Here is a 20,184-nt window from a genome sequence, read left to right as displayed (position 1 = left end):
GCCGGCCCGCCGCCCGGATGCGTCGATGACGCTGCTCACCACGATGATGGAGCGGCCGCTCGACGCCGGCTACCAGGAGGCCGCGGACCGCAGGGCCGCGGCCGGGCTTCCCCGGGCGACCTCGACGCGGACCGTCCTGGTCGTCGTGCTCGCGATCCTCACCGGCTTCCTCTTCGCCGTCGCCGCTCAGTCGCTGCGGCCCAAGCCGACCGCCGCGGCCGCGGTCAAGGGCGAGCTGGTGACCCGCATCGAGGCGCTCCAGGAGCACGGCGCGCAACAGGAGGCCAAGGCCGCCGCCCTCGGCAAGGAGGTCCGCGACTACGAGGCCCTGGCACTGCAGCAGTCAGGCGGAGCAGACCTCACCACCGCGATCAAGAGCCTCGAGGTGCAGGCGGGCGCCGTGGCCCTCAAGGGTCCCGGGCTCACCCTCACGCTCGACGACGCCGCGTCCACCGTGGCAGACGCCAACGCGGGCAACCGCCCGAGCGGCGGCTTCGAGGCAGGGCGCGTGACCTCTGCCGACATGCAGATCGTCGTCAACGGACTGTGGGGAGCCGGCGCCGAGGCGATCTCGATCAACGGTCACCGGCTCAGCTCGACCGCCGCGATCCGCTTCGCCGGACAGGCGATCATCGTGGACTTCCGGCCGCTGGCGCGGCCCTACGTCATCACCGCGCTCGGCGACGGACAGGCGATGCAGCAGCTCTTCGAGCCCTCCTTCGCGGGTGTCTACCTCTCGCAGCTGACCCAGGAGTTCAAGATCCGTTCGATCCTCGCGGGCAGCGACAACCTGACCGTACCGGCCGACTCGGCCGCCCGGCTCGAGGTCGCGCAACCCGTCGGGCCACCCGTAGGCTCGTCCGCGCCCAGCGTGCCTGGGCTGCAACAGGGCACGACCAACCCGCAGCGGAGCTCGGGATCCAGCGGGAGCGGCACACCCGCACCACCGACCAGTCAGGAGCGTCCCTCGTGATCCCAGTTCTCGGCCTGCTGGCCGGACTCGCGGTGGGGCTCTTCCTGGATCCATCAGTGCCGGTGTGGCTGCAGCCCTACCTGCCGATCGCAGTCATCGCGGCCCTCGACGCCGTCTTCGGTGCGATCCGCGCCATCCTCGACGGGATCTTCAACGACAAGGTCTTCGTCGTGTCGTTCCTGTCCAACGTCGTCGTCGCCGCCTTCATCGTCTTCCTCGGCGACCAGCTCGGCGTCGGCGCACAGCTGTCCACCGGCGTGGTCGTCGTGCTCGGGGTTCGCATCTTCTCCAACGTGGCCTCGATCCGTCGCCATCTCTTCAGGGCCTGACCGATGGCCGATCGCAAGCGGAAGAACGACGCCGAACCGGTCGACGAGGTCGAGCCAGTTGATTCGGTCGACGGGTCCGACGCGCTCGACACGACCGTCCCGACCCCCGTCTTCGGCACGGAGCCGGACGACGGCGCCGACCCCGACTTCACCTCGCCCGAGGCCCGCGAGCTGGTGACGGCCCGCTCGCCCGTCGAGGGCAAGGACGCCTGGGGCCGGCTGTTCAAGATGAGCCGGCCGAGAGCCACCCGGGCCAACCTTTTGGCGGCGATCCTCGCCATCCTGCTCGGGGCCGCGATCGCCGCCCAGGTGCAGCTGACCAACCAGCGCGGGCTGGACGAGCTGAGCCAGTCCGACCTCGTTCGCGTGCTCGACGACGTGTCCGCGCGCTCGTCGCGACTCGACCAGCAGGTCCGCGAGCTCGAGACCACGCGAGACCGGCTCAAGAGCGGAACCGGCACCGCCGGAGAGGCCCTGGAGCAGGCGCAGAAGCGCGTCGACACCCTGGGCATCCTCGCCGGCACGATCGCCACGAAGGGCCCCGGCATCACGCTGCGCATCACCGACCCGGACCGGCAGATCAACGGTCCGATCGTCCTCGACCTCATCCAGGAGCTGCGCGACGCGGGGGCGGAGTCGATCGACGTCGGCGGGGTGCGGGTCGTCGCGTCGACGTTCATCGGCGACCGCAACGGTGATCTCGTCGTCGACGGCACCCAAGTGAGCCGGCCGGTCGTGGTCAAGGTGATCGGCGACTCCAAGACCCTGTCGTCGGCCATGACCATTCCCGGCGGCATCGTCGAGACGGTGCGGCAGAAGGGCGCCAACGCCACCATCACCGAGTCGAGCCTCGTGGAGATCACGTCCGTGCACCGCCCGACCGAGATGACGCACGCAAAGCCGGTCGAGTGACCCTCAGCGGGCGAGCGTGCCCGCGTCGAGCCGGATCTGCGCGACTCGCTGGGCACCACCTCCTGCGCAGGCGCCACAGGCATGGCATCCTCTCAGGTGCCGGCGGATCGACGTCGGCACCGGCCCCGCGAAGCCACCGCAGCCACCACGGCCCCTCCCAGGGGCCGGCCACCGACGAAGGAGCGACATGAGCGACCTGGACTACCCCTCCGACCTGCGCTACACCAGCGACCACGAGTGGGTCCGCGTCGGCGACGACGGCGTGGTCCGCATCGGCATCACCTCCTTCGCCCAGGACGCCCTGGGCGACGTCGTCTACGTCTCCCTCCCGGCCGTCGGTGACACCGTCGCGCCGGGTGACTCCTGCGGCGAGGTCGAGTCCACCAAGTCGGTCAGCGACGTCTACGCGCCGCTCGAGGGCGAGGTCACCGCGACGAACGAGGCCCTCGACGCCTCTCCCGAGCTGATCAACTCCGACCCCTACGGCGAGGGCTGGATGTTCGAGATGCGCCTGGCTGACGCCTCCGTCGTCGACGGGCTGATGGACGCCGCCGCATACACCGCTTCGTTGTCCTGACCACCCTCGGGCCACCGTCACGCTCGGCCCGGGCCGGAGCTCCTCCTGCCCGGGTCAACTAGAGTGGACAGAGCCCGATCCGCCCGCACCACAGAGGAGGACCGCATGTCGAGCGACCTGCCCGACCCCGACGACATGAACGTCGAACCCCGCACCATGCGGTTCCAGGGCGTCCCGGCCCAGGAGAACGCCGAGACCGCCACGCCGCGCGGGCTGAGTGCCGAGGACTCCGCCACGATCGACGCCCTTCGTCCCGGCACGGCCCTGCTCGTCGTGCTGCGCGGCCCCAACACGGGCGCGCGCTTCCTGCTCGACGACCAAGAGGTCGCCGCGGGGCGGCACCCCGACTCCGACATCTTCCTCGACGACGTCACGGTGTCGCGCAAGCACGCCCTCTTCGTCGCCCGGGGTGGCGGCTACACCGTGCGCGACTCCGGCTCGCTCAACGGCACCTACGTCAACCGCGAGCGCATCGACGAGGCACCGCTCCACCAGGGTGACGAGGTCCAGATCGGCAAGTTCCGTCTCGTCTACTACTCGTCCGGGGCGCCTCAGCACTCTGCCTCATGACCGCAGGCACCGCCCAGGGGCCGCCCGCGACGACGGGCCAGGGTGACACACCCTCGGCTGCGCCGCGGCGGCTCACCATCGGCAAGGTCCTCGCGGCTCTTGCCGAGGACTTCCCCGACGTGACGGCGTCCAAGATCCGCTTCCTCGAGACCGAAGGTCTCGTGCTGCCGCACCGCACCGCTTCCGGCTACCGCACGTTCACCGACGACGACGTACGCCGCCTCCGCTACGTCCTCGCGGCCCAGCGCGACCGGTACTGGCCGCTCAAGGTCATCCGCGAGGCTCTCGACGCCCTGGACCGTGGGCTCTCCGACCCGGGCGACGACACCGACGGGCGACCACGCCCGCCCGTGCCCGTGCCCGACCCCGACGTGCCCGGCCCCGAGGCGTTGGTGGGCCACCGCGACGTCTCCCTGACTGGTCCCGAGCTGCGCGAGGCCACGGACATCGACCGCGACACGATGCACGCCCTCGAGACCTACGGGCTGCTCCAGGCTGATGCCAACGGGCGCTTCGGGCACGAGTCGCTCGCCGTCGCGGCCGCGGCGCGCGCGCTGGCCGCGCACGGACTCGAGGCCCGCCACCTGAGGCCGTTCCGCACGGCCGCCGACCGCGAGATCGGGCTCGTCGAGCAGGTCCTGGCGACACGCCGGGGGAGCGGGCCACGAGAAGAGCGCGCGGCCGAGATCGCTTCTGCCTGCATCGCGCTGCACGTGGCGCTGGTCCGCGCCGGCCTCCCGCGCTGAGCCCGTCCCGACCGCTCGAACCGCGGGGTACGGTGGAGGAGTGAGAGAGGTCGATGTCCTGGGCGTCCGTGTCGAGATGCCCACGAACCAGCCGATCGTCCTGCTGCGCGAGAGGGACGGCGGCCGCTACCTGCCGATCTGGATCGGGGCAGCCGAGGCCGCCGCGATCACCTACGCCCAGCAGGGGGTGGTGCCGCCACGACCGCTGACGCACGACCTCATGCGCGACGTGCTCACGGTGCTGGGGCACGAGCTGACCGAGGTGCGCATCGTCGCCCTCAAGGACTCCGTCTTCCACGCCGCCCTCATCATCGACGGCAAGTCCGAGGTGAGCTCACGGGCCAGCGACGCCATCGCCCTGGCCCTGCGCACCGGCGCCAAGGTGCTCGTCGAGCCCTCTATCCTCGACGAGGCGGCCATCGTCGTCTCGTCGGAGGAGGACGACGAGGTGGAGCGCTTCAAGGAGTTCCTCGACCACGTGTCGGCAGAGGACTTCGAGGGCGAGTCCGGTGACCAGCCCGGCGACGCACCTGACCAGCCGGACCGCCCCGACCTGCCCGACAGGCCGGACTGAGTCCGCACTGAGCCCGGACTGAGCCCCGTTCACACCTCGATGGCATGACCTTCAACTGAAGGGTTACGGTTGCTCTCGTCGGCCCGACACGCCCTCGCGCCGACCCTTGGGGTGATTGACCGGGAGGGTGCCTCGGCCTACCGTCAGAGAACGACGTGACTGTAGTTATCTGCATGTCGTCTGCGGCACGCACCACGCGGCACGCAGCCCGAGCAGGAGGAGGACGGCATGGCCGCCATCGAGGACGCGCGTGACGCCGGTCGGGCACTGCCCGTCGGGTCTCAGGGCCTGCTGTTCACCGACGACCTGCCCCAGCTCGCTGAGGACTCGGGATACCGCGGTCCGACGGCCTGCAAGGCCGCCGGCATCACCTACCGCCAGCTCGACTACTGGGCCCGCACCGGCCTCGTCGAGCCGTCTGTGCGCAGCGCCACCGGCTCCGGCACGCAGCGGCTCTACGGCTTCCGCGACATCCTCGTGCTCAAGGTCGTCAAGCGGCTGCTCGACACCGGGGTCTCGCTCCAGCAGATCCGCGTCGCCATCGGCCACCTGCGCGAGCGGGGCGTCGAGGACCTTGCGCAGATCACGCTGATGAGCGACGGCGCCTCCGTCTACGAGTGCACGTCGGCCGACGAGGTCATCGACCTGGTCCAGGGCGGTCAGGGCGTCTTCGGCATCGCCGTGGGTCGCGTCTGGCGCGAGGTCGAGGGCGAGCTCGCGCAGCTGCCGAGCGAGCGTGCCGAGGACGCCACGGCCGAGCACCCCGACGACGAGCTCACGGCCCGCCGCCAGGCCCGCCGCATGGCCTGAGCCGGACACCCGCCCGGCCGTATGCCACTCCAACGCTCCTGACGGCCCGACCGGACCATCCCCGGCCGGGCCGTCGGCGTACCGCGACCCTGCCACGCTGCTGGTAGATTTGGCGGTGCCGATCGACCCTGCGTGGGAGAGTCCTCGGGGTGCCAGGCACCTACGAGGCGCCGAAGGGGCAACATCCCCGGAACCTCTCAGGCGCCAGGACCACGCGGGCGAGGCAACTCTGGAGGCACCGCGCGGTGCTCGACAGACGGGGAGCGTGTGTCGTCCGCTCGAATCCCGCCAGGAGCCCGCATGTCGATCGACCAGCTCGTCCCCGTGACCACCGGAGCGTCCAGCGAGACCCCGATGGCCGACTTCGTCAGCCGCCACGTCGGCCCGGCCGGCGACGACGTTCGCCGCATGCTCGAGGTGGTGGGCCAGCCGAGTCTCGATGCCATGTGCGACCGTGCCATCCCGGGCGCGATCCGCTCCGAGTCGCCGCTCCGGGTGCAGGCCGCCCCGAGCGAGAGCGCCGTCATCGAGGAGCTGCGTGGGTTCGCCTCGCGCAACACGGTGCTCACCTCACTCATCGGTCTCGGCTACTACGGCACCGTCACGCCGCCGGTCGTGCGCCGCAACGTGCTCGAGAACCCCGCCTGGTACACCGCCTACACGCCCTACCAGCCCGAGATCTCCCAGGGTCGCCTCGAGGCGCTCCTCAACTTCCAGACGGTCGTCACCGACCTCACCGGCCTCGACGTCGCCGGATCGTCCCTGCTCGACGAGGGCACCGCCGCCGCCGAGGCGATGTCGCTGATGCGTCGGGCCAGCCGCGCTGCGGCCGACGCCGTCGTGCTCGTCGACGAGCGACTGTTCCCGCAGTCCATCGCCGTCATGCAGACCCGCGCCGAGGCGATCGGCCTCCCGGTGGTCGTCGCCGACCTGCGGGGCGTCACCGACGCCGACTCGCTTTCGGCTGCTGCCGGCGGCAGGGCCGTCGCCGGCGCCATGGTGCAGTACCCCGACGCGACGGGTGAGCTCGTCGACTGGGCTCCGCTCACCGCAGCCGTCCACGAGGCCAAGGGCCTGGTGACCGCGTGCGCCGACCTGCTGGCCCTGACCCTCGCCACCGCGCCCGGCGAGTGGGGCGCCGACATCGCCGTCGGCAGCGCCCAGCGCTTCGGCGTGCCGATGGGCTTCGGCGGCCCGCACGCCGGCTACATGGCCGTGCACCGCGGTCTCGAGCGCCAGATCCCCGGCCGCCTCGTGGGCGTGTCCGTCGACGCCGAGGGCCACCAGGCCTACCGCCTCGCGCTCCAGACGCGCGAGCAGCACATCCGCCGCGAGAAGGCGACCTCCAACATCTGCACCGCCCAGGTGCTCCTCGCCGTCATGGCGAGCATGTATGCCGTGTGGCACGGCCCTGTCGGCCTGACGACGATCGCTCGTCGCATCACCGGCCTCACGGCCGGCCTGCGCGAGGCCCTCGTCGACGGTGGTGTCGACGTCGAGACGACCGCCTTCTTCGACACCGTGACCGTGGTCGTCCCGGGCCGCTCTGCCGAGGTCACGACCACCTTCGCCGACCGTGGCATGAACGTCAGGCGCGTCGACGCCGACCGMATCTCCGTCAGCCTCGACGAGACCTCCTCTCCGGCAACGGTGCTCGCGATCCTCGATGCTCTGGGTGTCGAAGCCCCCGACGACGCGTCGGCGCAGCTCGCCAAGCCCGAGGGCAACGGCGTGCCGGCGGCGCTCGCGCGTACGTCGGAGTTCCTCACCCACCCGGTCTTCCACGCGCACCACTCCGAGACGGCCATGCTGCGCTACCTGCGACGCCTGTCCGACCGCGACTTCGCCCTCGACCGCGGCATGATCCCGCTCGGCTCGTGCACGATGAAGCTCAACGCCACCACCGAGATGGAGGCGATCACCTGGCCCGAGTTCGCCAACCTGCACCCGTTCGCGCCGGCCGACCAGACCGAGGGCATCCGCGGCCTCATCGACGACCTCGCGGGGTGGCTCTGTGAGATCACCGGCTACGACGCCGTGTCGCTCCAGCCCAACGCCGGCTCGCAGGGCGAGTTCGCGGGTCTCCTCGCGATCCACGCGTACCACCAGGCCAACGGCGAAGGCCACCGTCGCGTCTGCCTCATCCCGGCGAGCGCGCACGGCACCAACGCCGCGTCGGCCGTCATGGCCGGGCTCAAGGTCGTCGTCGTCAAGACGGCGGCCGGTGGCACCGTCGACATGGACGACCTGCGGGCGAAGATCGAGGCACACCGCGACGACCTCGCGGCGATCATGGTCACCTACCCGTCGACTCACGGTGTCTACGAGGACACCATCACCGAGCTCTGCGAGCTCGTCCACGACGCAGGCGGCCAGGTCTACGTCGACGGCGCCAACCTCAACGCGCTCGTCGGGCTCGCCCAGCCGGGCAAGTTCGGCGCCGACGTCAGCCACCTCAACCTGCACAAGACGTTCTGCATCCCGCACGGCGGCGGCGGCCCGGGTGTCGGACCGGTTGCGGTCCGGTCGCACCTCGCGCCGCACCTGCCCAACCACCCGCTCGCTCCCGAGGCCGGCCCCGAGTCGGGCGTCGGCCCGGTGTCCGCCGCCCCCTACGGGTCGGCGAGCATCCTGCCGATCTCCTGGGCGTACGTCCGGCTGATGGGAGGCGACGGCCTGCGCCACGCGACCCAGATGGCCGTGCTCGGCGCCAACTACATCGCGGCGCGGCTGCGCGAGCACTACCCGGTGCTCTACTCCGGCCACGACGGCCTCGTGGCGCACGAGTGCATCCTCGACGTGCGGCAGATCACCGCCGAGACCGGTGTGACGGTCGACGACGTCGCCAAGCGGCTCGTCGACTACGGCTTCCACGCCCCGACGATGAGCTTCCCCGTCGCCGGCACCCTCATGGTCGAGCCGACCGAGTCGGAGAACCTCTACGAGCTCGACCGGTTCTGCGATGCGATGATCGCGATCCGCGGCGAGATCGAGGCGATCCGGGCCGGTGAGGTCGCGGTGGGCGACAGCATGCTGCGCCACGCGCCGCACACGGCGCTCAACATGGCGGGGGAGTGGAACCACCCCTACGAGCGCATCGAGGCCGCCTTCCCGGTGGGGGTGGAGGCTGCCGACAAGTACTGGCCGCCGGTCAGCCGCATCGACGGCGCGTACGGCGACCGCAACCTCGTCTGCTCGTGCCCGCCGCCCGAGGCGTTCGAGGGCTGATCCGCGCAGCGCGCCACTCGCGTCGCGCCGCCGGATGTGGTTGTCTCGGCACGTGGGAGCGGACGTCGAGCAGGCCAGGTACACACGCGAGCAGCGGCAGCAGTACCGGGAGAAGGTACGCCGCGACCTCGACGTGTTCGAACGCATGCTCGGAAAGAGCGAGTTCGAGTTCGACCGCCCGATGACGGGCCTCGAGATCGAGCTCAACCTCGTCAACGAGGACCTCGGGCCCAAGCTCGACAACAAGTCGGTGCTCGAGCAGATCGCCGACGAGGACTACCAGACCGAGCTGGCGCGCTACAACATCGAGCTCAACGTCCACCCGAGGCCGCTTCCCGGCGACTCGGCGATCGAGCTCGAGGGCTTGCTGCGCGAGTCGCTCAACCGGGCGTCCGAGAAGGCTGCCGAGCTGCACACCGGCATCGTCGCGATCGGCATCCTGCCGACCGTCATGCCCGAGCACTTCGAGGGTGACTGGATCAGCGAGAACATCCGCTACGCCGCCCTCAACAATGCCGTGCTCGACGCCCGCGGCGAGGACGTCTGGCTCGAGCTCGAGGGACCGACGGGTGAGCGGATCGCCCGCTACTCCGACAGCCTCGCGCCCGAGTCGGCGTGCACCTCCATCCAGCTGCACCTGCAGGTGCAGCCCGAGCGCTTCGCCGACCACTGGAACGCCGCCCAGGTGCTCGCCGGCCCCCAGCTCGCCCTCGGCGCGAACTCGCCGTTCTTCCTCGGCCAGCGGCTCTGGGCCGAGACGCGTATCCCGCTCTTCACCCAGGCCACCGACACACGGTCGGTCGAGCTGAAGACCCAGGGCGTGCGGCCTCGGGTGTGGTTCGGCGAGCGGTGGATCACCTCGATCTTCGACCTCTTCGAGGAGAACGTCCGCTACTTCCCGGCGCTGCTGCCCGAGCTCTACGACGAGGAGCCCGAAGAGGTCTTCGAGCGGGGCGAGGTGCCCGAGCTCAAGGAGCTGCGGCTGCACAACGGCACCGTCTACCGCTGGAACCGCCCGATCTACGACATCGTCAGCGGCCGTCCGCACCTGCGGGTCGAGAACCGCGTCCTGCCGGCCGGGCCGAGCATCGCCGACGTCATGGCCAATGCCGCGTTCTACTACGGCACGATGCGGGTGCTCGCCGAGGAGGACCGTCCGGTCTGGACCCGGATGAGCTTCTCGGCGGCCGAGTCGAACTTCGAGGAGGGCGCCCGCCTCGGCATCGACGCCCGCACCTACTGGCCCGGACTCGGCGAGGTGCCCGCCACCGAGCTCGTCCTGCGCCGGCTGCTCCCGATGGCCCACGAGGGCCTCGAGCGGTGGGGCGTCTCGGCGGCTGTGCGCGACCGCTTCCTCACGATCATCGAGCAGCGCTGTCTCACCGGCGTCAACGGCGCGTCCTGGCAGACCGAGTGCGTGTCCCGGCTCGAGGCCCAGGGGCTCACCCGCGACAAGGCGCTGCGCGAGATGCTCGGCCGCTACATCGAGGGAATGATGGCCAACGAGCCGGTCCACACCTGGGAGCTCCCGAACGACTGACCCGGGCCTCCCCGCCCCGTCCCAGCCCGCGGATGCCGGCTTGTGGCGTGCCGGCATACGCGAGGAGACGCGGGGGCTCGACCTGCAGGTCGGCTCAGTCGGAGAGCAGGCGCCAGGGGGACAGGTTGAACATCCCGATGCAGCGGGTCGAGCGGTGGTGGGTCAGCACACTCATCGACCCGGCGTCGAGGATGAGGTTCTGGCCGAAGCGCGGGTCCTGCCCGAGGTAGGTGGCCGTGAGCACGCGCAGCGCGTGCCCGTGGCCGAAGAGGGCGACGTCGCCGTGCTCGAGGTCGGGCCACACCTTGTCGATGACCTGCTGGGCGCGGGTCGACACCTGCTCGACCGTCTCGCCCGGCGTCACGCCGGGCTTCACCCCGTCGACGAAGACCTCCCACGGGTGACCGATCTCCTCGCTGATCTGCTTCGTGGTGACGCCCTCGTAGGCGCCGTAGTCCCACTCGCGCAGCAGCGGCTCGACCTCGAAGTCGCCGAGGCCGGCCAGCTCGGCGGTGCGCTTGGCCCGCTGCAACGGCGAGACGAGCACCCGCTGGAAGCGGTGCTTGCGCAGCACGTCGGCCAGCTCGCGCGCGGCGGCCTCGCCCTCGGGGAGCAGCGGCAGGTCGGTGGTGCCGGTGTGCTGGCCGCTCAGCGACCACTCGGTCTCGCCGTGCCGGAAGAGGTAGATGTTGCCCGGATAGATGCCGTCGGGGGAGGCCATACCGGTCATCAAACCACCTGCACCCCGCCTCGGGCCCTCGTCGACAGGACTGCGAGACTCCCCGGCATGGAGCTGACCTTCCGCATCGTCAACGTGTTCGGGATCGAGGGGAACCCGTTCTCGGGCAACGCCCTCGGCGTCTTCGAGGAGGCGTCGGGGCTTGACGACCGCGAGATGCAGGCCTGGGCCCGCCAGTTCAACCTCAGCGAGGTGACCTTCCTCGACGACGGCGCGTCCACCGACGCTGCGCACGGCGACGGCCCGGCGCGTGCGTCGGTGCGGATCTTCACGGCGACGTACGAGATGCCCTTCGCCGGTCACCCGACCCTCGGCACGGCCCATGTCGTCGCCGACCGAGCCGCAGCGCGCCTCGGAGCGCCCGTGGACGAGGTGCTCCTGACGATGCCGGCGGGTGACATCCCGGTGCGCCGCACCTCCGACGGCTGGCAGCTGCGCGCCAACCCGCCGCAGCACCGGGAGTCGTCCGCCACGCCGCAGCAGGTCGCGGCGGCGCTCGGCATTCCCGTCACGACGCTCGTGGAAGGTGCGACCCAGTGGGTCAGCTGCGGCGTCGAGTCGCTCATCGTGCAGGTGGACGACCTCGAGGCCCTGCGGTCGGCTGCCCCGGTCCCCGCCCTCATGCTCGAGCACCTGGCGATGCCCGGGCGACCGCCACATGCCTACCTCTGGGCGTGGACCGGGCCCGACACCGTCGAGGCGCGCATGTTCGCCGCGGCGGGCACCACCCTGGAGGAGGACCCCGCCACCGGGTCGGCGTGCAGCAGCCTCGGCGGCTGGTTCGTCGGCCAGGGCCGCACGGGCCTCGAGGTGGTCGTGTCGCAGGGCGCCCAGACCGGCCGGCCGTCGAGGCTGGTGCTCACGGTCGACCACGACTCCACGGTCCGGGTGGCCGGCCGGGTGGCCGACGTCGGTTCCGGTGCCGTCTCGCGCGGCTGAGTCGCCGGCCGCGACACCTGTGCGACCATCGGCAGGTGCCGACCTACATAGGGTTCCTCCGCGCCGTCAACCTCGGCGGCAAGCGGAAGGTGAAGATGGCCGCCCTGCGTGAGCTGCTGGAGTCCGAGGGCTACGAAGAGGTCGAGACGCACATCCAGAGCGGCAACCTCAAGGTGCGGTCGACCACGCGCAGCGCGGCAAAGGTCGAGACCGACCTGAGGAAGACCATCAGCGCAGAGTTCGGCTTCGACGTGCCCGTCGTCGTGCGCACGCCTGCCCAGCTGCGCAAGCTCGCCGATGACGCGGAGGCGCTCGACTCGCCGGTGCCCGGCGATGCCGGCCGCTACGTCACATTCATGACGGGCAAGCTCGACCCGGCGGGCGTCGAGGCCCTGCACGCCTGGGACGTCGAGACCGAGGGGGCGCGGGTCGTCGGCAGCGACATCGTGCTTTTCCTCGCAGCCGGGGTGCAGGGCGCCAAGCTCTCCAACGCCCGCATCGAGAAGCTGACCGGTGCCGTGGGGACAGCCCGCAACATCACCGTCGTGAGGGCGCTCGCCGACAAGTGGTGCGGCTGACGGTCGGTCGGACCGCAGGTTCAGAGCCGCGCCCGGCGGACGAGCTCGAAGCAGACCACGGCTGCTGCAGCCGAGACGTTGAGCGACTCGACCCCGGCTGCCATGGGGATGGACACCCACGTGTCGACGAGCCCGGCGACGTCGGGGGACAGCCCCGCGGTCTCGCTGCCCAGGACGAACGCGACCGGCTCGGGCAGGTGGGCGGAGAAGAGGTCGTCGTCACCACCCGCGTCGAGACCGACGACGTGGAATCCGGCCGTCTTGAGCGTCTCCACGGCCTCGCCGGCGGTGAAGGCCTTGAGGATCGGTGCGCGGAACGCGACTCCCGCCGACGCCTTGACGACGAGCGGGTCGATCGAGGCGACGCCCTTGCGCGGCACCACGATGCCGTCCACCCCCGCGGCCGTGGCCGAGCGAAGGATCATGCCGACGTTGGCGGGAGTCGTGACGCCATCGAGCACCAGCACGGTCCGGAGCGAGCCGCCTCCGTCTCGGGAGAGGGCGGCGTCGAGCGGGCGCATCCGGGGGGCCACGACGTCAGCGAAGACGCCCTGGTCCTGGCGGCCGTTGCCGGCGAGCTTCTTGACCCGTTCGGCGCTGGCGTACTGCACGTCGACGCGTCGACGCCGGGCGGCCTGCTGGATCTCGCGCAGGCCGGACCCGCGAGCGCCCTCGGCGATGACGACCTTGTCGACGTGGAGGTCGTCGTCGAGGAGCACCTCGTGGACCGGGTTGCGGCCGTAGACCGTGATGAAGCGGTCCTTGGGGGAGATCTCGTCGGTCACGCGGTCAGGATGCCATGCCCTGCCCGATGGGGCGCGAGCGGCTGGGACGCCAGCGCGAGGTCGATGACGGGGCCGGTCGGCTCGTAGCTCACGAGAGCGCAGTTGTGCTTGAGCAGCTCCTCACCCACCGTCCGACCTGTGCGCTTGTCGACGACGGTGCGCCAGATCTCGTTGCGCCGGAAGATCTCGGCGCCCGAGCGGATGAACTGCTCGGCGCGTGCATCCACCTTGTACGAGTGCGCGGCCGGCGCGTCCGACCGCAGCTCACCCTCGAGGTGGCGCTCGCCGACGGTGACGAGCAGTTGGAAGGTCGACGTCGTGTCGTTCCGCACGACGAGGTCGACGTAGTTGTAGACGATCGAGCAGCCGACGCCCCACGGCAGCACGCGCGCCTTGTCGGGGAAGGGGTCGAAGGAGTGCTCGGAGCGTTCGAGGACCGTGAGCTCGCTGTGCAGGAACATCCAGTGGAGCAGGTTGGCGAGCTGACAGATGCCGCCGCCGACGCCGGCGCGCGCCTGACCGTTGGACAGTCGCATGCCCTCGACGTAGCCCCGCCGGCGCGTGCAGCTGCCGACCACCTTGTTGAACGAGAAGGTCTCGCCAGGGCGGATCAGCAGGGCGTCGACGCGGCGCGAGGCGAGCCGGAGGTTGACCACCTTGTTTCGCTGCAGGTGCATCTCGTCCTCCGACAGCTCCCGCATGAGCAGGGAGCCGTGCGCCTTGACGCGGTGCGCGAGGGGTTCACCCAGTCGGTCCCCGGCCCATTCCGTGTCTCCGCGCATCCAGGCGAGACGCCGCCGGCACCGGTGTGCCCACACGGCGAGCGGGTAGAGGGCTGGAAGGGTCTGGGCCGGCCTGCGACGGGCGACGACCCGAGCGGGGGCGACAAAGCCCTCGGGCGGTGCGATGAGCTGCATGGGACTTTCCTGGTTCTGTTCAGAAGCCCCGGCGCCCCTGTGGCAGCCGGCTACTCATTGAGATGCTCGCCGGCGACCGAAAGTTGCCGCCGGCCGGCGGCTGCGCGTCGATCCGGTCAGGCGACGGCGACGACGTAGGCCGCCGTGGTCTGCAGCGTCAGCACGCCGTCGACCGAGAGGGGCTCCGCCACCTCCCGGAAGCGTGCCTCGGCAGCAGCGCGTACGCCGGGGGTCTGAGCCAGGAACGTCCGCCCTGCGACCCCGACGCCTCCGGCGATCCCGCGCCACAACGCGGCCACCTCGATCGTCCAGTGCATCGGCAGCTCCGTGGCCACGACCGGGACGAGGGCCGCCGACGAGGCCAGTCCACCGAGGCCCTCCACCGACCGGGCGAAGTCGAGCTCGGGGCTCAGGCGCTGGTCGGGCAGCGGGACGACGCCCGCGACGCCGAAGGCCTCGGTCACCAGACGGGCCCACTGGGGCGTACCCGACGTCCAGATCGTCAGGGCGACACGACCACCCGGCCGTGTGACGCGGCGGAGCTCGTGCACGGCAGCGCGAGGGTCCGCGACGTGGTTGACCACGAAGTTGGCAGTGACGGCATCGAAGGTGCCGTCCCCGAAAGGCAGGTCGGGCAGGGCAGCCTGCAGGACGGCGCCAGGCAGCAGGTCCCGCGACAAGGCCACCATCTGGGGGTCTGCGTCGACCGCCGCGACGGTGCGCCCCTTCGCCGCGGCCGCCGCTGCGAGCGCGCCCGTTCCGGAGCCGACGTCGAGATGGGCCCCGCCGGGGGTGTCGGACAGCAGGCGTGGGACGGGGCCCTCGCACATCGTGGCGAACGACGTCCGGTACGCCTCTGCCACGCCGCTCCACGAGCTCACCGGGCCATCCAACACGATCCTCGGGTCGAGTGCCGAGCCGACGGGAATGGGGGAGGGGTTGACGACGTTCGGTATGATTGAAACGTCAATCACTGAGGAGTTGGGACACATGCAGTTCGGGATCTTCACCGTCGGCGACGTCACCACCGACCCGACCACGGGCCGTACGCCGACCGAGAACGAGCGCATCAAGGCCACGGTCGCCATCGCGAAGAAGGCCGAGGAGGTCGGGCTCGACGTCTTCGCCACCGGCGAGCACCACAACCCGCCGTTCGCCGCGCCGGCGAACCCGCCCGTCCTTCTCGCGGCGATCGCCGCGCAGACCGAGCGCATCGTCCTGTCCACCTCGACGACGCTGATCACGACGAACGACCCGGTTCGCCTCGCCCAGGACTACGCGTACCTCCAGCACCTGAGTGACGGACGCATGGACGTGACGCTCGGCCGCGGCAACACCGGCCCGGTCTACCCGTGGTTCGGCAAGGACATCCGCGAGGGCATCCCCCTCGCCATCGAGAACTACGCGCTGCTGCACCGGCTGTGGCGCGAGGACGTCGTCGACTGGCAGGGCAAGTACCGCACGCCTCTGCAGGGCTTCACGTCCACGCCGCGTCCCCTCGACGGCGTGCCGCCGTTCGTGTGGCACGGCTCGATCCGCAGCCCCGAGATCGCCGAGCAGGCGGCGTACTACGGCGACGGCTTCTTCTCCAACCACATCTTCTGGCCGGCCACCCACACGAAGCAGATGGTGCAGCTCTACCGTCGTCGCTTCGAGCACTACGGCCACGGCCAGGCCGACCAGGCCATCGTCGGGCTCGGCGGGCAGATCTTCATGCGCAAGAACAGCCAGGACGCCGTGCGCGAATTCCGGCCCTACTTCGACAACGCCCCGGTCTACGGCCACGGCCCGACGCTCGAGGAGTTCACGAGCCAGACGCCGCTCACCGTGGGCAGCCCGCAGGAGGTCATCGAGCGCACCCTCGGCTTCCGCGACTACGTCGGCGACTACCAGCGCCAGCTGTGGCTGATCGACCACGCCGGCCTGCCGCTCAAGACGGTGCTCGAGCAGCTGGACCTGCTCGGCGAGGAGGTCGTCCCGGTGCTCCGCAAGGAGTTCGCCGCCCTCAAGCCCGCGCACGTGCCGGACGCTCCGAGCCACGCGAGCCGTGTCGCGGCTGCGGGCGGTGCCCACGACACGACCGTGTACGCCGACGGTGACGACGTCACCGGCGCGTCCCCCCAGCCCACCGACAGCACGACCGCCGTGGAGGTGACCAGATGACCACGCAGGCCCCGTTCCACCTCGCCGTCATCACCGCCGGCGTGACCCAGCCGTCGTCCACGCGTCTGCTCGCCGACCGCCTCACCGAGGCGACCGTGCGTGCCCTCGCCGGTCACGACGTCGGCGAGGTCGTCGTCGAGGTCGTCGACGTGCGCGACGTCGCCCACGACGTGACCAACAACGTGCTCACCGGCTTCGCCTCCCCCGAGCTCCAGGTGCGGCTCGACGCCATCACCGAGGCGGACGCGGTGGTCGTCGCGACGCCCGTGTATGCCGCCTCGTACAGCGGGCTGTTCAAGATGCTCGTCGACGTCCTCCCGCAGGACGCCCTGCGCGACACCCCGGTGCTGCTCGGTGCGACGGGAGGCACAGCGCGCCACTCGCTCGCCATCGACCACGCCCTCCGTCCCCTCTTCGCACACCTCGGGGCCCTCGTCGCCCCGGTCGCGGTCTTCGCCGCGAGCGAGGACTGGGGAAGCACCGACGCCGGTCGGCTCGGGGAGCGCATCGACCGCGCCGGACGGTCGTTCGCCGCTCTCGTGGTGGGCAGCCCACGTGAGGCGCGGGTCGACCCCTTCGACGACGTGACGCCGTTCGCGTCGCTGCTCAGCGACCTGCGGTCCTGACTGATCCCACCACGCCGCGCCGCGAGACCGACCAGGTCTCCCGGCGCGGCTTTCGGCAGACTCGGGCTGTCACCCTGGCCCTCGACCGGGTCCCGCCCGCGGCAGGGCTGCGACGCTGGGTGCCCTCCTCGCCCTCATCGCGTGGGTGGGCCGGACCACCCTGGCGATGGCGCGTGAGGGCGACCTGCCACGCCGGCTCGCCACCGTGCACGAGCGGTATGCCGTGCCGCACGTCGCCGGCGGGAGCGCCGCCGCGACACGCGGGGAGGGCTCCCCATCGACGGCGGGCCGGACGCAACCTAACGTGAGGCGCACCGTCGACAGGAGGCCAACGTGCTCTACCGCAAGGGCGCCGACCCCGAAGCCCTCGAGCGCACCGCACGTGAGCTCACTGCGTGCGCCGGCGAGGTCGACGGCATCCGCGCCACCGGCACCCGGGCCCTTGCCGCGATCGGCCGGTCCTGGGGCGGTGACGACGCGCAGGCCGCCCAGGAGACCTGGCGGTCCACGTCGTCGGCGCTCGTCGCGCTCGGGACCTCGCTCGACTCCATGTCCAAGCGGCTGGCCGAGAACGCCCGCGCACAACGGGGCGCCAGCGGCCCCGGGGGCGCCCGGAGCCCCGGGCAGCCTTCGCTCCCGCCGTGGCTGCCGCCCGGCTTCGGCGGCTCGTCCGGCTCCGGCGGCGAGACCGTTGACGAGCCGGACCTCGCGGACGACGTCAGGGGCACCGACCCGCACCAGGTCGACCTCGAGCTCGCCGAGCTGGCGAAGGGCGTCTATGACGGCGGGGGCACCGACAGCTTCGACCCGGTGAGCGCCGACGACCTCGAGAAGCTCGGCATCGACTCCGACTCCCTGACGGGGCGCGGCGGCTTCCAGGCGAACATCTACCGCGACGCTGACGGCCGCTACGTCCTGGCCTTCGCCGGGACCGACCCCAAGAGCGTCAGCGATTGGGGCGCCAACGCCCAGCAGGGCCTCGGCGGGCTCAGCAGCCAGCACCTGCAGGCCATCGCCCTGGCCCAGCACCTCGCCGCGGCGGTCGGAAGCGACAACATGGTCCTGACGGGGCACTCCCTCGGCGGTGGCCTCGCAAGCACGGCATCGGTCGCCACCGGCGTCCCGGCGGTCACCTTCAACGCTGCGGGTGTGCATCCCAACACCGTCGTCGCTGCMGCGGCGCTGGGCCACCACTCCGCGGGCCTCGACCAGGGGCAGGTGCGCAACTACCACGTGCGCGGCGAGATCCTGACGACCGTGCAGAACCCGCTCGGCTCGTTCGTCGACCACGTGCCGTTCATCGGCGACGACCCCCTCCCCAATGCCCTCGGAACCCAGATCGCCCTCGACCCGGCCAAGGGTCCCGAGGTCCACGTCTCGCCGTGGTCGATGGTGAGTCCGGTGGTCGGACTCGTCGACACCGCGAAGGACCTGGGCAGCTACTCGGTCGGTCAGCACGGCGCGCCGTCCGTCATCGAGGCGATGGAGGCGAGCGAGTACTTCGGCAAGAGCTGACCGGCTGGGCTCCGGCGGTGTGCGACCGAGCGAGCGCGTCAGTCGAGGCCCAGCCGGTCGACCACGAGGTCGGCGATGGCGAGTGACGCGGTGGCTGCGGGGGACGGGGCATTGCGGATGCAGAGGACGGCCCCGACCCTGCTGAAACGGAAGTCCTCGACGAGCGACCCGTCAGCGTCCATCGCCTGGGCGCGCACTCCCGAGCCGGCGCGCACGACGTCGGCGTCGGTGATGGCGGGCACGTAGCGCCGCGCGCGGGAGACGAAGGCATGCCTGCTGACCGACCCCATGACCTCGTGGAGGCCGATGCCGAGGTTGGCCCGGGCGAACCGTCGGAAGCCGTGCGAGGCCGCGAGTGCACGGAGCACGCGTGGGTCGACGTCGCGCCGACGGTAGCCCTCCCGCGCCGTCGCGAGCACGGCGTTCGGTCCGAGCAACACGTCTCCGCCCACGGTGCGCGTCAGGTGCACCCCGAGGAACGGGTAGCGCGGGTCGGGCACCGGATAGACCAGGCCGCGCACCAGATGGGTGGCCGACGGGGTGAGCCGGTGGTACTCGCCCCGGAAGGGCACGATCGCCGGACTCGGCCCGTCGCCGGCGAGGACGGCCAGGCGGTCGGCGTGCAGTCCCCCTGCGATGACCACCCGGTCGGCCCGGAGTCGACGACCGTCCGCCGCCCGCACCTCGACCTGTCCTCCGCCCTGGGCGAGCCCGGTCACCTCGAAGCCGGTGACGACCCGGGCGTCGGAGGTCACGGCGTCCTCGAGCATCGCCGCCGCCACGAGGGAGAAGTCGGTGATTGCCGTCGTGGGGGAGTGCAGCGCGGCCCGGCCGACCGCGTGCGGTTCGACCTCGAGCAGGGCCGCCGGATCGAGCCACCACAGTCCGGGCACGCCGTTCGCGTGCGCCCGCGCCTCGATCTCGCGCAGCCGACCGAGCTCGACCTCGTCCAGGGCGACGACGACCTTCCCGACCTCGTCATAGGGCAGCCCACGCTCGTGGCAGTAGGCGCGAAGGCGACGCACCCCTTCCCGCGAGAGCGTGGCCTTGGCGGATCCCGGCGCGTAGTAGATGCCCGCGTGGACGACGCCGCTGTTGCGGGACGTCTGGTGCCGGGCGGGTGCCGCCTCCTTCTCGACGACGGTGACGTCGGGTCGAGGGTCGGACAGGGTGAGGCGCCGCGCCACGGCCGACCCGACGATGCCGCCACCCACGACGACGACGTGGGGACGGGTCACCCTGCGGCCGCGCGAGCGGCCTCGTCGGCAGCCTCGACGTCGGCTTCGGTGGGCCTCACGACGTGGGCGGCATACGGCTCGGGGTGCCTGCGGAGGTAGACCTTGATGTAGGGGCACAGAGCCACGATCCGACGACCGGACGAGACGGTCGAGGACAGCGCCACGTCGGCGAGGCGGCCGGCGAGGCCCTGCCCCTCGTACGCCGCGTCGACCTCCGTGTGGAAGAAGACGACCCGGTCAGGCTCACCGATGCCCTCGCCGTGGACGACCGCGTAGCTGGCGATGCCGATCACCCGGTCGCCGTCGACCAGCTCGAACCGGCTTCGCCCGGGGTTGTCGACCACCCGGATCGCCGCTGTCGAGCCGTCGGTCGGATCGTCGACGCCGTCACCCGTGCGCTCCGTCATCGCCCCAGCATGGCAGGG

The 20,184-nt window shown here is 71.4% G+C and carries 21 protein-coding genes, 1 pseudogene and 1 riboswitch; of the genes and pseudogenes, 16 read left to right on the top strand and 6 right to left on the bottom strand.

Annotated features, from left to right (window positions below):
* Nucleotides 1–25 precede the first annotated feature (25 nt).
* The 10 genes from AC1DE0_RS18850 to AC1DE0_RS18805 all read left to right on the top strand — a co-directional run bounded on the left by AC1DE0_RS18850 (nucleotide 26) and on the right by AC1DE0_RS18805 (nucleotide 10,259).
* Nucleotides 26–973 carry a DUF881 domain-containing protein gene (locus tag AC1DE0_RS18850; protein ID WP_478104015.1) on the top strand — a complete coding sequence of 316 codons (948 nt, stop codon included), beginning with the start codon at nucleotides 26–28 and terminating at the stop codon, nucleotides 971–973.
* On the top strand, nucleotides 970–1,302 hold the full coding sequence (locus tag AC1DE0_RS18845; protein WP_442291968.1) for a small basic family protein: 333 nt from the start codon (nucleotides 970–972) through the stop codon (nucleotides 1,300–1,302). The genes AC1DE0_RS18850 and AC1DE0_RS18845 overlap by 4 nt, the downstream gene beginning before the upstream one ends.
* Before the next feature lie 3 nt (nucleotides 1,303–1,305).
* Entirely contained in the window at nucleotides 1,306–2,214 is a 909-nt protein-coding gene (locus tag AC1DE0_RS18840; protein ID WP_478104008.1) for a DUF881 domain-containing protein, read from the top strand.
* Nucleotides 2,215–2,401: 187 nt separating this feature from the next.
* Nucleotides 2,402–2,791 (top strand): glycine cleavage system protein GcvH, encoded by a 390-nt coding sequence (gene gcvH, locus AC1DE0_RS18835; protein WP_478104002.1) that lies wholly within the window; start codon nucleotides 2,402–2,404, stop codon nucleotides 2,789–2,791.
* 105 nt (nucleotides 2,792–2,896) lie between these two features.
* Entirely contained in the window at nucleotides 2,897–3,361 is a 465-nt protein-coding gene (locus tag AC1DE0_RS18830) for an FHA domain-containing protein (protein ID WP_478103998.1), read from the top strand.
* A complete protein-coding gene (gene ftsR / locus AC1DE0_RS18825) occupies nucleotides 3,358–4,107 on the top strand; it encodes a transcriptional regulator FtsR (protein ID WP_478103994.1) in 750 nt (249 codons plus the stop codon). Before AC1DE0_RS18830 ends, ftsR begins: the two co-directional genes overlap by 4 nt.
* A 40-nt stretch (nucleotides 4,108–4,147) precedes the next feature.
* The gene (locus AC1DE0_RS18820) at nucleotides 4,148–4,681 is read left to right on the top strand and encodes a bifunctional nuclease family protein (RefSeq protein WP_478103990.1); all 534 of its coding nucleotides are present in this window, start codon (nucleotides 4,148–4,150) and stop codon (nucleotides 4,679–4,681) included.
* A 228-nt stretch (nucleotides 4,682–4,909) separates the two neighbouring features.
* Nucleotides 4,910–5,491 (top strand): MerR family transcriptional regulator, encoded by a 582-nt coding sequence (locus AC1DE0_RS18815; protein WP_478103985.1) that lies wholly within the window; start codon nucleotides 4,910–4,912, stop codon nucleotides 5,489–5,491.
* A 123-nt stretch (nucleotides 5,492–5,614) separates the two neighbouring features.
* A riboswitch (glycine riboswitch) is annotated at nucleotides 5,615–5,714 on the top strand.
* A 77-nt stretch (nucleotides 5,715–5,791) separates the two neighbouring features.
* A complete protein-coding gene (gene gcvP / locus AC1DE0_RS18810) occupies nucleotides 5,792–8,719 on the top strand; it encodes an aminomethyl-transferring glycine dehydrogenase (protein WP_478103981.1) in 2,928 nt (975 codons plus the stop codon).
* Nucleotides 8,720–8,753: 34 nt separating this feature from the next.
* Nucleotides 8,754–10,259 (top strand): glutamate-cysteine ligase family protein, encoded by a 1,506-nt coding sequence (locus AC1DE0_RS18805; RefSeq protein ID WP_478103978.1) that lies wholly within the window; start codon nucleotides 8,754–8,756, stop codon nucleotides 10,257–10,259.
* Nucleotides 10,260–10,353: 94 nt separating this feature from the next.
* Here AC1DE0_RS18805 and AC1DE0_RS18800 read toward each other — a convergent pair whose 3' ends face one another.
* On the bottom strand, nucleotides 10,354–10,980 hold the full coding sequence (locus tag AC1DE0_RS18800; RefSeq protein ID WP_478104082.1) for a histidine phosphatase family protein: 627 nt from the start codon (nucleotides 10,978–10,980) through the stop codon (nucleotides 10,354–10,356).
* A gap of 66 nt (nucleotides 10,981–11,046) precedes the next feature.
* On the opposite strand from AC1DE0_RS18800, the gene AC1DE0_RS18795 reads away from it, so the two are divergent.
* Nucleotides 11,047–11,937, top strand: a complete 891-nt coding sequence (locus tag AC1DE0_RS18795; RefSeq protein ID WP_478103973.1) for a PhzF family phenazine biosynthesis protein — start codon at nucleotides 11,047–11,049, stop codon at nucleotides 11,935–11,937.
* A gap of 35 nt (nucleotides 11,938–11,972) precedes the next feature.
* Nucleotides 11,973–12,515: a DUF1697 domain-containing protein gene (locus AC1DE0_RS18790; RefSeq protein ID WP_478103970.1), complete on the top strand. Its 543-nt coding sequence runs from the start codon at nucleotides 11,973–11,975 to the stop codon at nucleotides 12,513–12,515.
* A 20-nt stretch (nucleotides 12,516–12,535) separates the two neighbouring features.
* Here AC1DE0_RS18790 and AC1DE0_RS18785 read toward each other — a convergent pair whose 3' ends face one another.
* The 3 genes from AC1DE0_RS18785 to AC1DE0_RS18775 all read right to left on the bottom strand — a co-directional run bounded on the left by AC1DE0_RS18785 (nucleotide 12,536) and on the right by AC1DE0_RS18775 (nucleotide 15,098).
* A complete protein-coding gene (locus AC1DE0_RS18785) occupies nucleotides 12,536–13,300 on the bottom strand; it encodes a TrmH family RNA methyltransferase (protein WP_478103966.1) in 765 nt (254 codons plus the stop codon).
* A complete protein-coding gene (locus AC1DE0_RS18780; RefSeq protein WP_478103961.1) occupies nucleotides 13,297–14,217 on the bottom strand; it encodes a VanW family protein in 921 nt (306 codons plus the stop codon). Before AC1DE0_RS18780 ends, AC1DE0_RS18785 begins: the two co-directional genes overlap by 4 nt.
* 116 nt (nucleotides 14,218–14,333) lie before the next feature.
* Entirely contained in the window at nucleotides 14,334–15,098 is a 765-nt protein-coding gene (locus tag AC1DE0_RS18775) for a class I SAM-dependent methyltransferase (RefSeq protein WP_478103958.1), read from the bottom strand.
* A gap of 109 nt (nucleotides 15,099–15,207) precedes the next feature.
* Between AC1DE0_RS18775 and AC1DE0_RS18770 the strand changes: the two genes are divergently transcribed.
* The 4 genes and pseudogenes from AC1DE0_RS18770 (at nucleotide 15,208) to AC1DE0_RS18755 (ending at nucleotide 18,521) form a co-directional block, all read left to right on the top strand.
* Entirely contained in the window at nucleotides 15,208–16,380 is a 1,173-nt protein-coding gene (locus tag AC1DE0_RS18770) for an LLM class flavin-dependent oxidoreductase (RefSeq protein ID WP_478103953.1), read from the top strand.
* A complete protein-coding gene (locus tag AC1DE0_RS18765; RefSeq protein WP_478103949.1) occupies nucleotides 16,377–17,006 on the top strand; it encodes a CE1759 family FMN reductase in 630 nt (209 codons plus the stop codon). Before AC1DE0_RS18770 ends, AC1DE0_RS18765 begins: the two co-directional genes overlap by 4 nt.
* Nucleotides 17,007–17,112: 106 nt before the next feature.
* Nucleotides 17,113–17,244, top strand: a pseudogene (locus AC1DE0_RS18760) (amino acid permease); the annotation flags it as partial.
* A 95-nt stretch (nucleotides 17,245–17,339) separates the two neighbouring features.
* A complete protein-coding gene (locus tag AC1DE0_RS18755; RefSeq protein WP_478103945.1) occupies nucleotides 17,340–18,521 on the top strand; it encodes a Tle-like phospholipase domain-containing protein in 1,182 nt (393 codons plus the stop codon).
* 38 nt (nucleotides 18,522–18,559) lie between these two features.
* Here the strand turns inward: AC1DE0_RS18755 and lhgO are convergent, their stop codons facing one another.
* Nucleotides 18,560–19,759, bottom strand: coding sequence for an L-2-hydroxyglutarate oxidase (lhgO, locus tag AC1DE0_RS18750; RefSeq protein WP_478103941.1), 1,200 nt, complete (start codon nucleotides 19,757–19,759; stop codon nucleotides 18,560–18,562).
* The gene (locus tag AC1DE0_RS18745) at nucleotides 19,756–20,166 is read right to left on the bottom strand and encodes a GNAT family N-acetyltransferase (protein ID WP_478103937.1); all 411 of its coding nucleotides are present in this window, start codon (nucleotides 20,164–20,166) and stop codon (nucleotides 19,756–19,758) included. The genes lhgO and AC1DE0_RS18745 overlap by 4 nt, the downstream gene beginning before the upstream one ends.
* Nucleotides 20,167–20,184: the final 18 nt, after the last annotated feature.

The organism is Terrabacter sp. 05T424, assembly GCF_056396225.1.
This window is presented reverse-complemented; position numbering and strand designations above follow the sequence as displayed.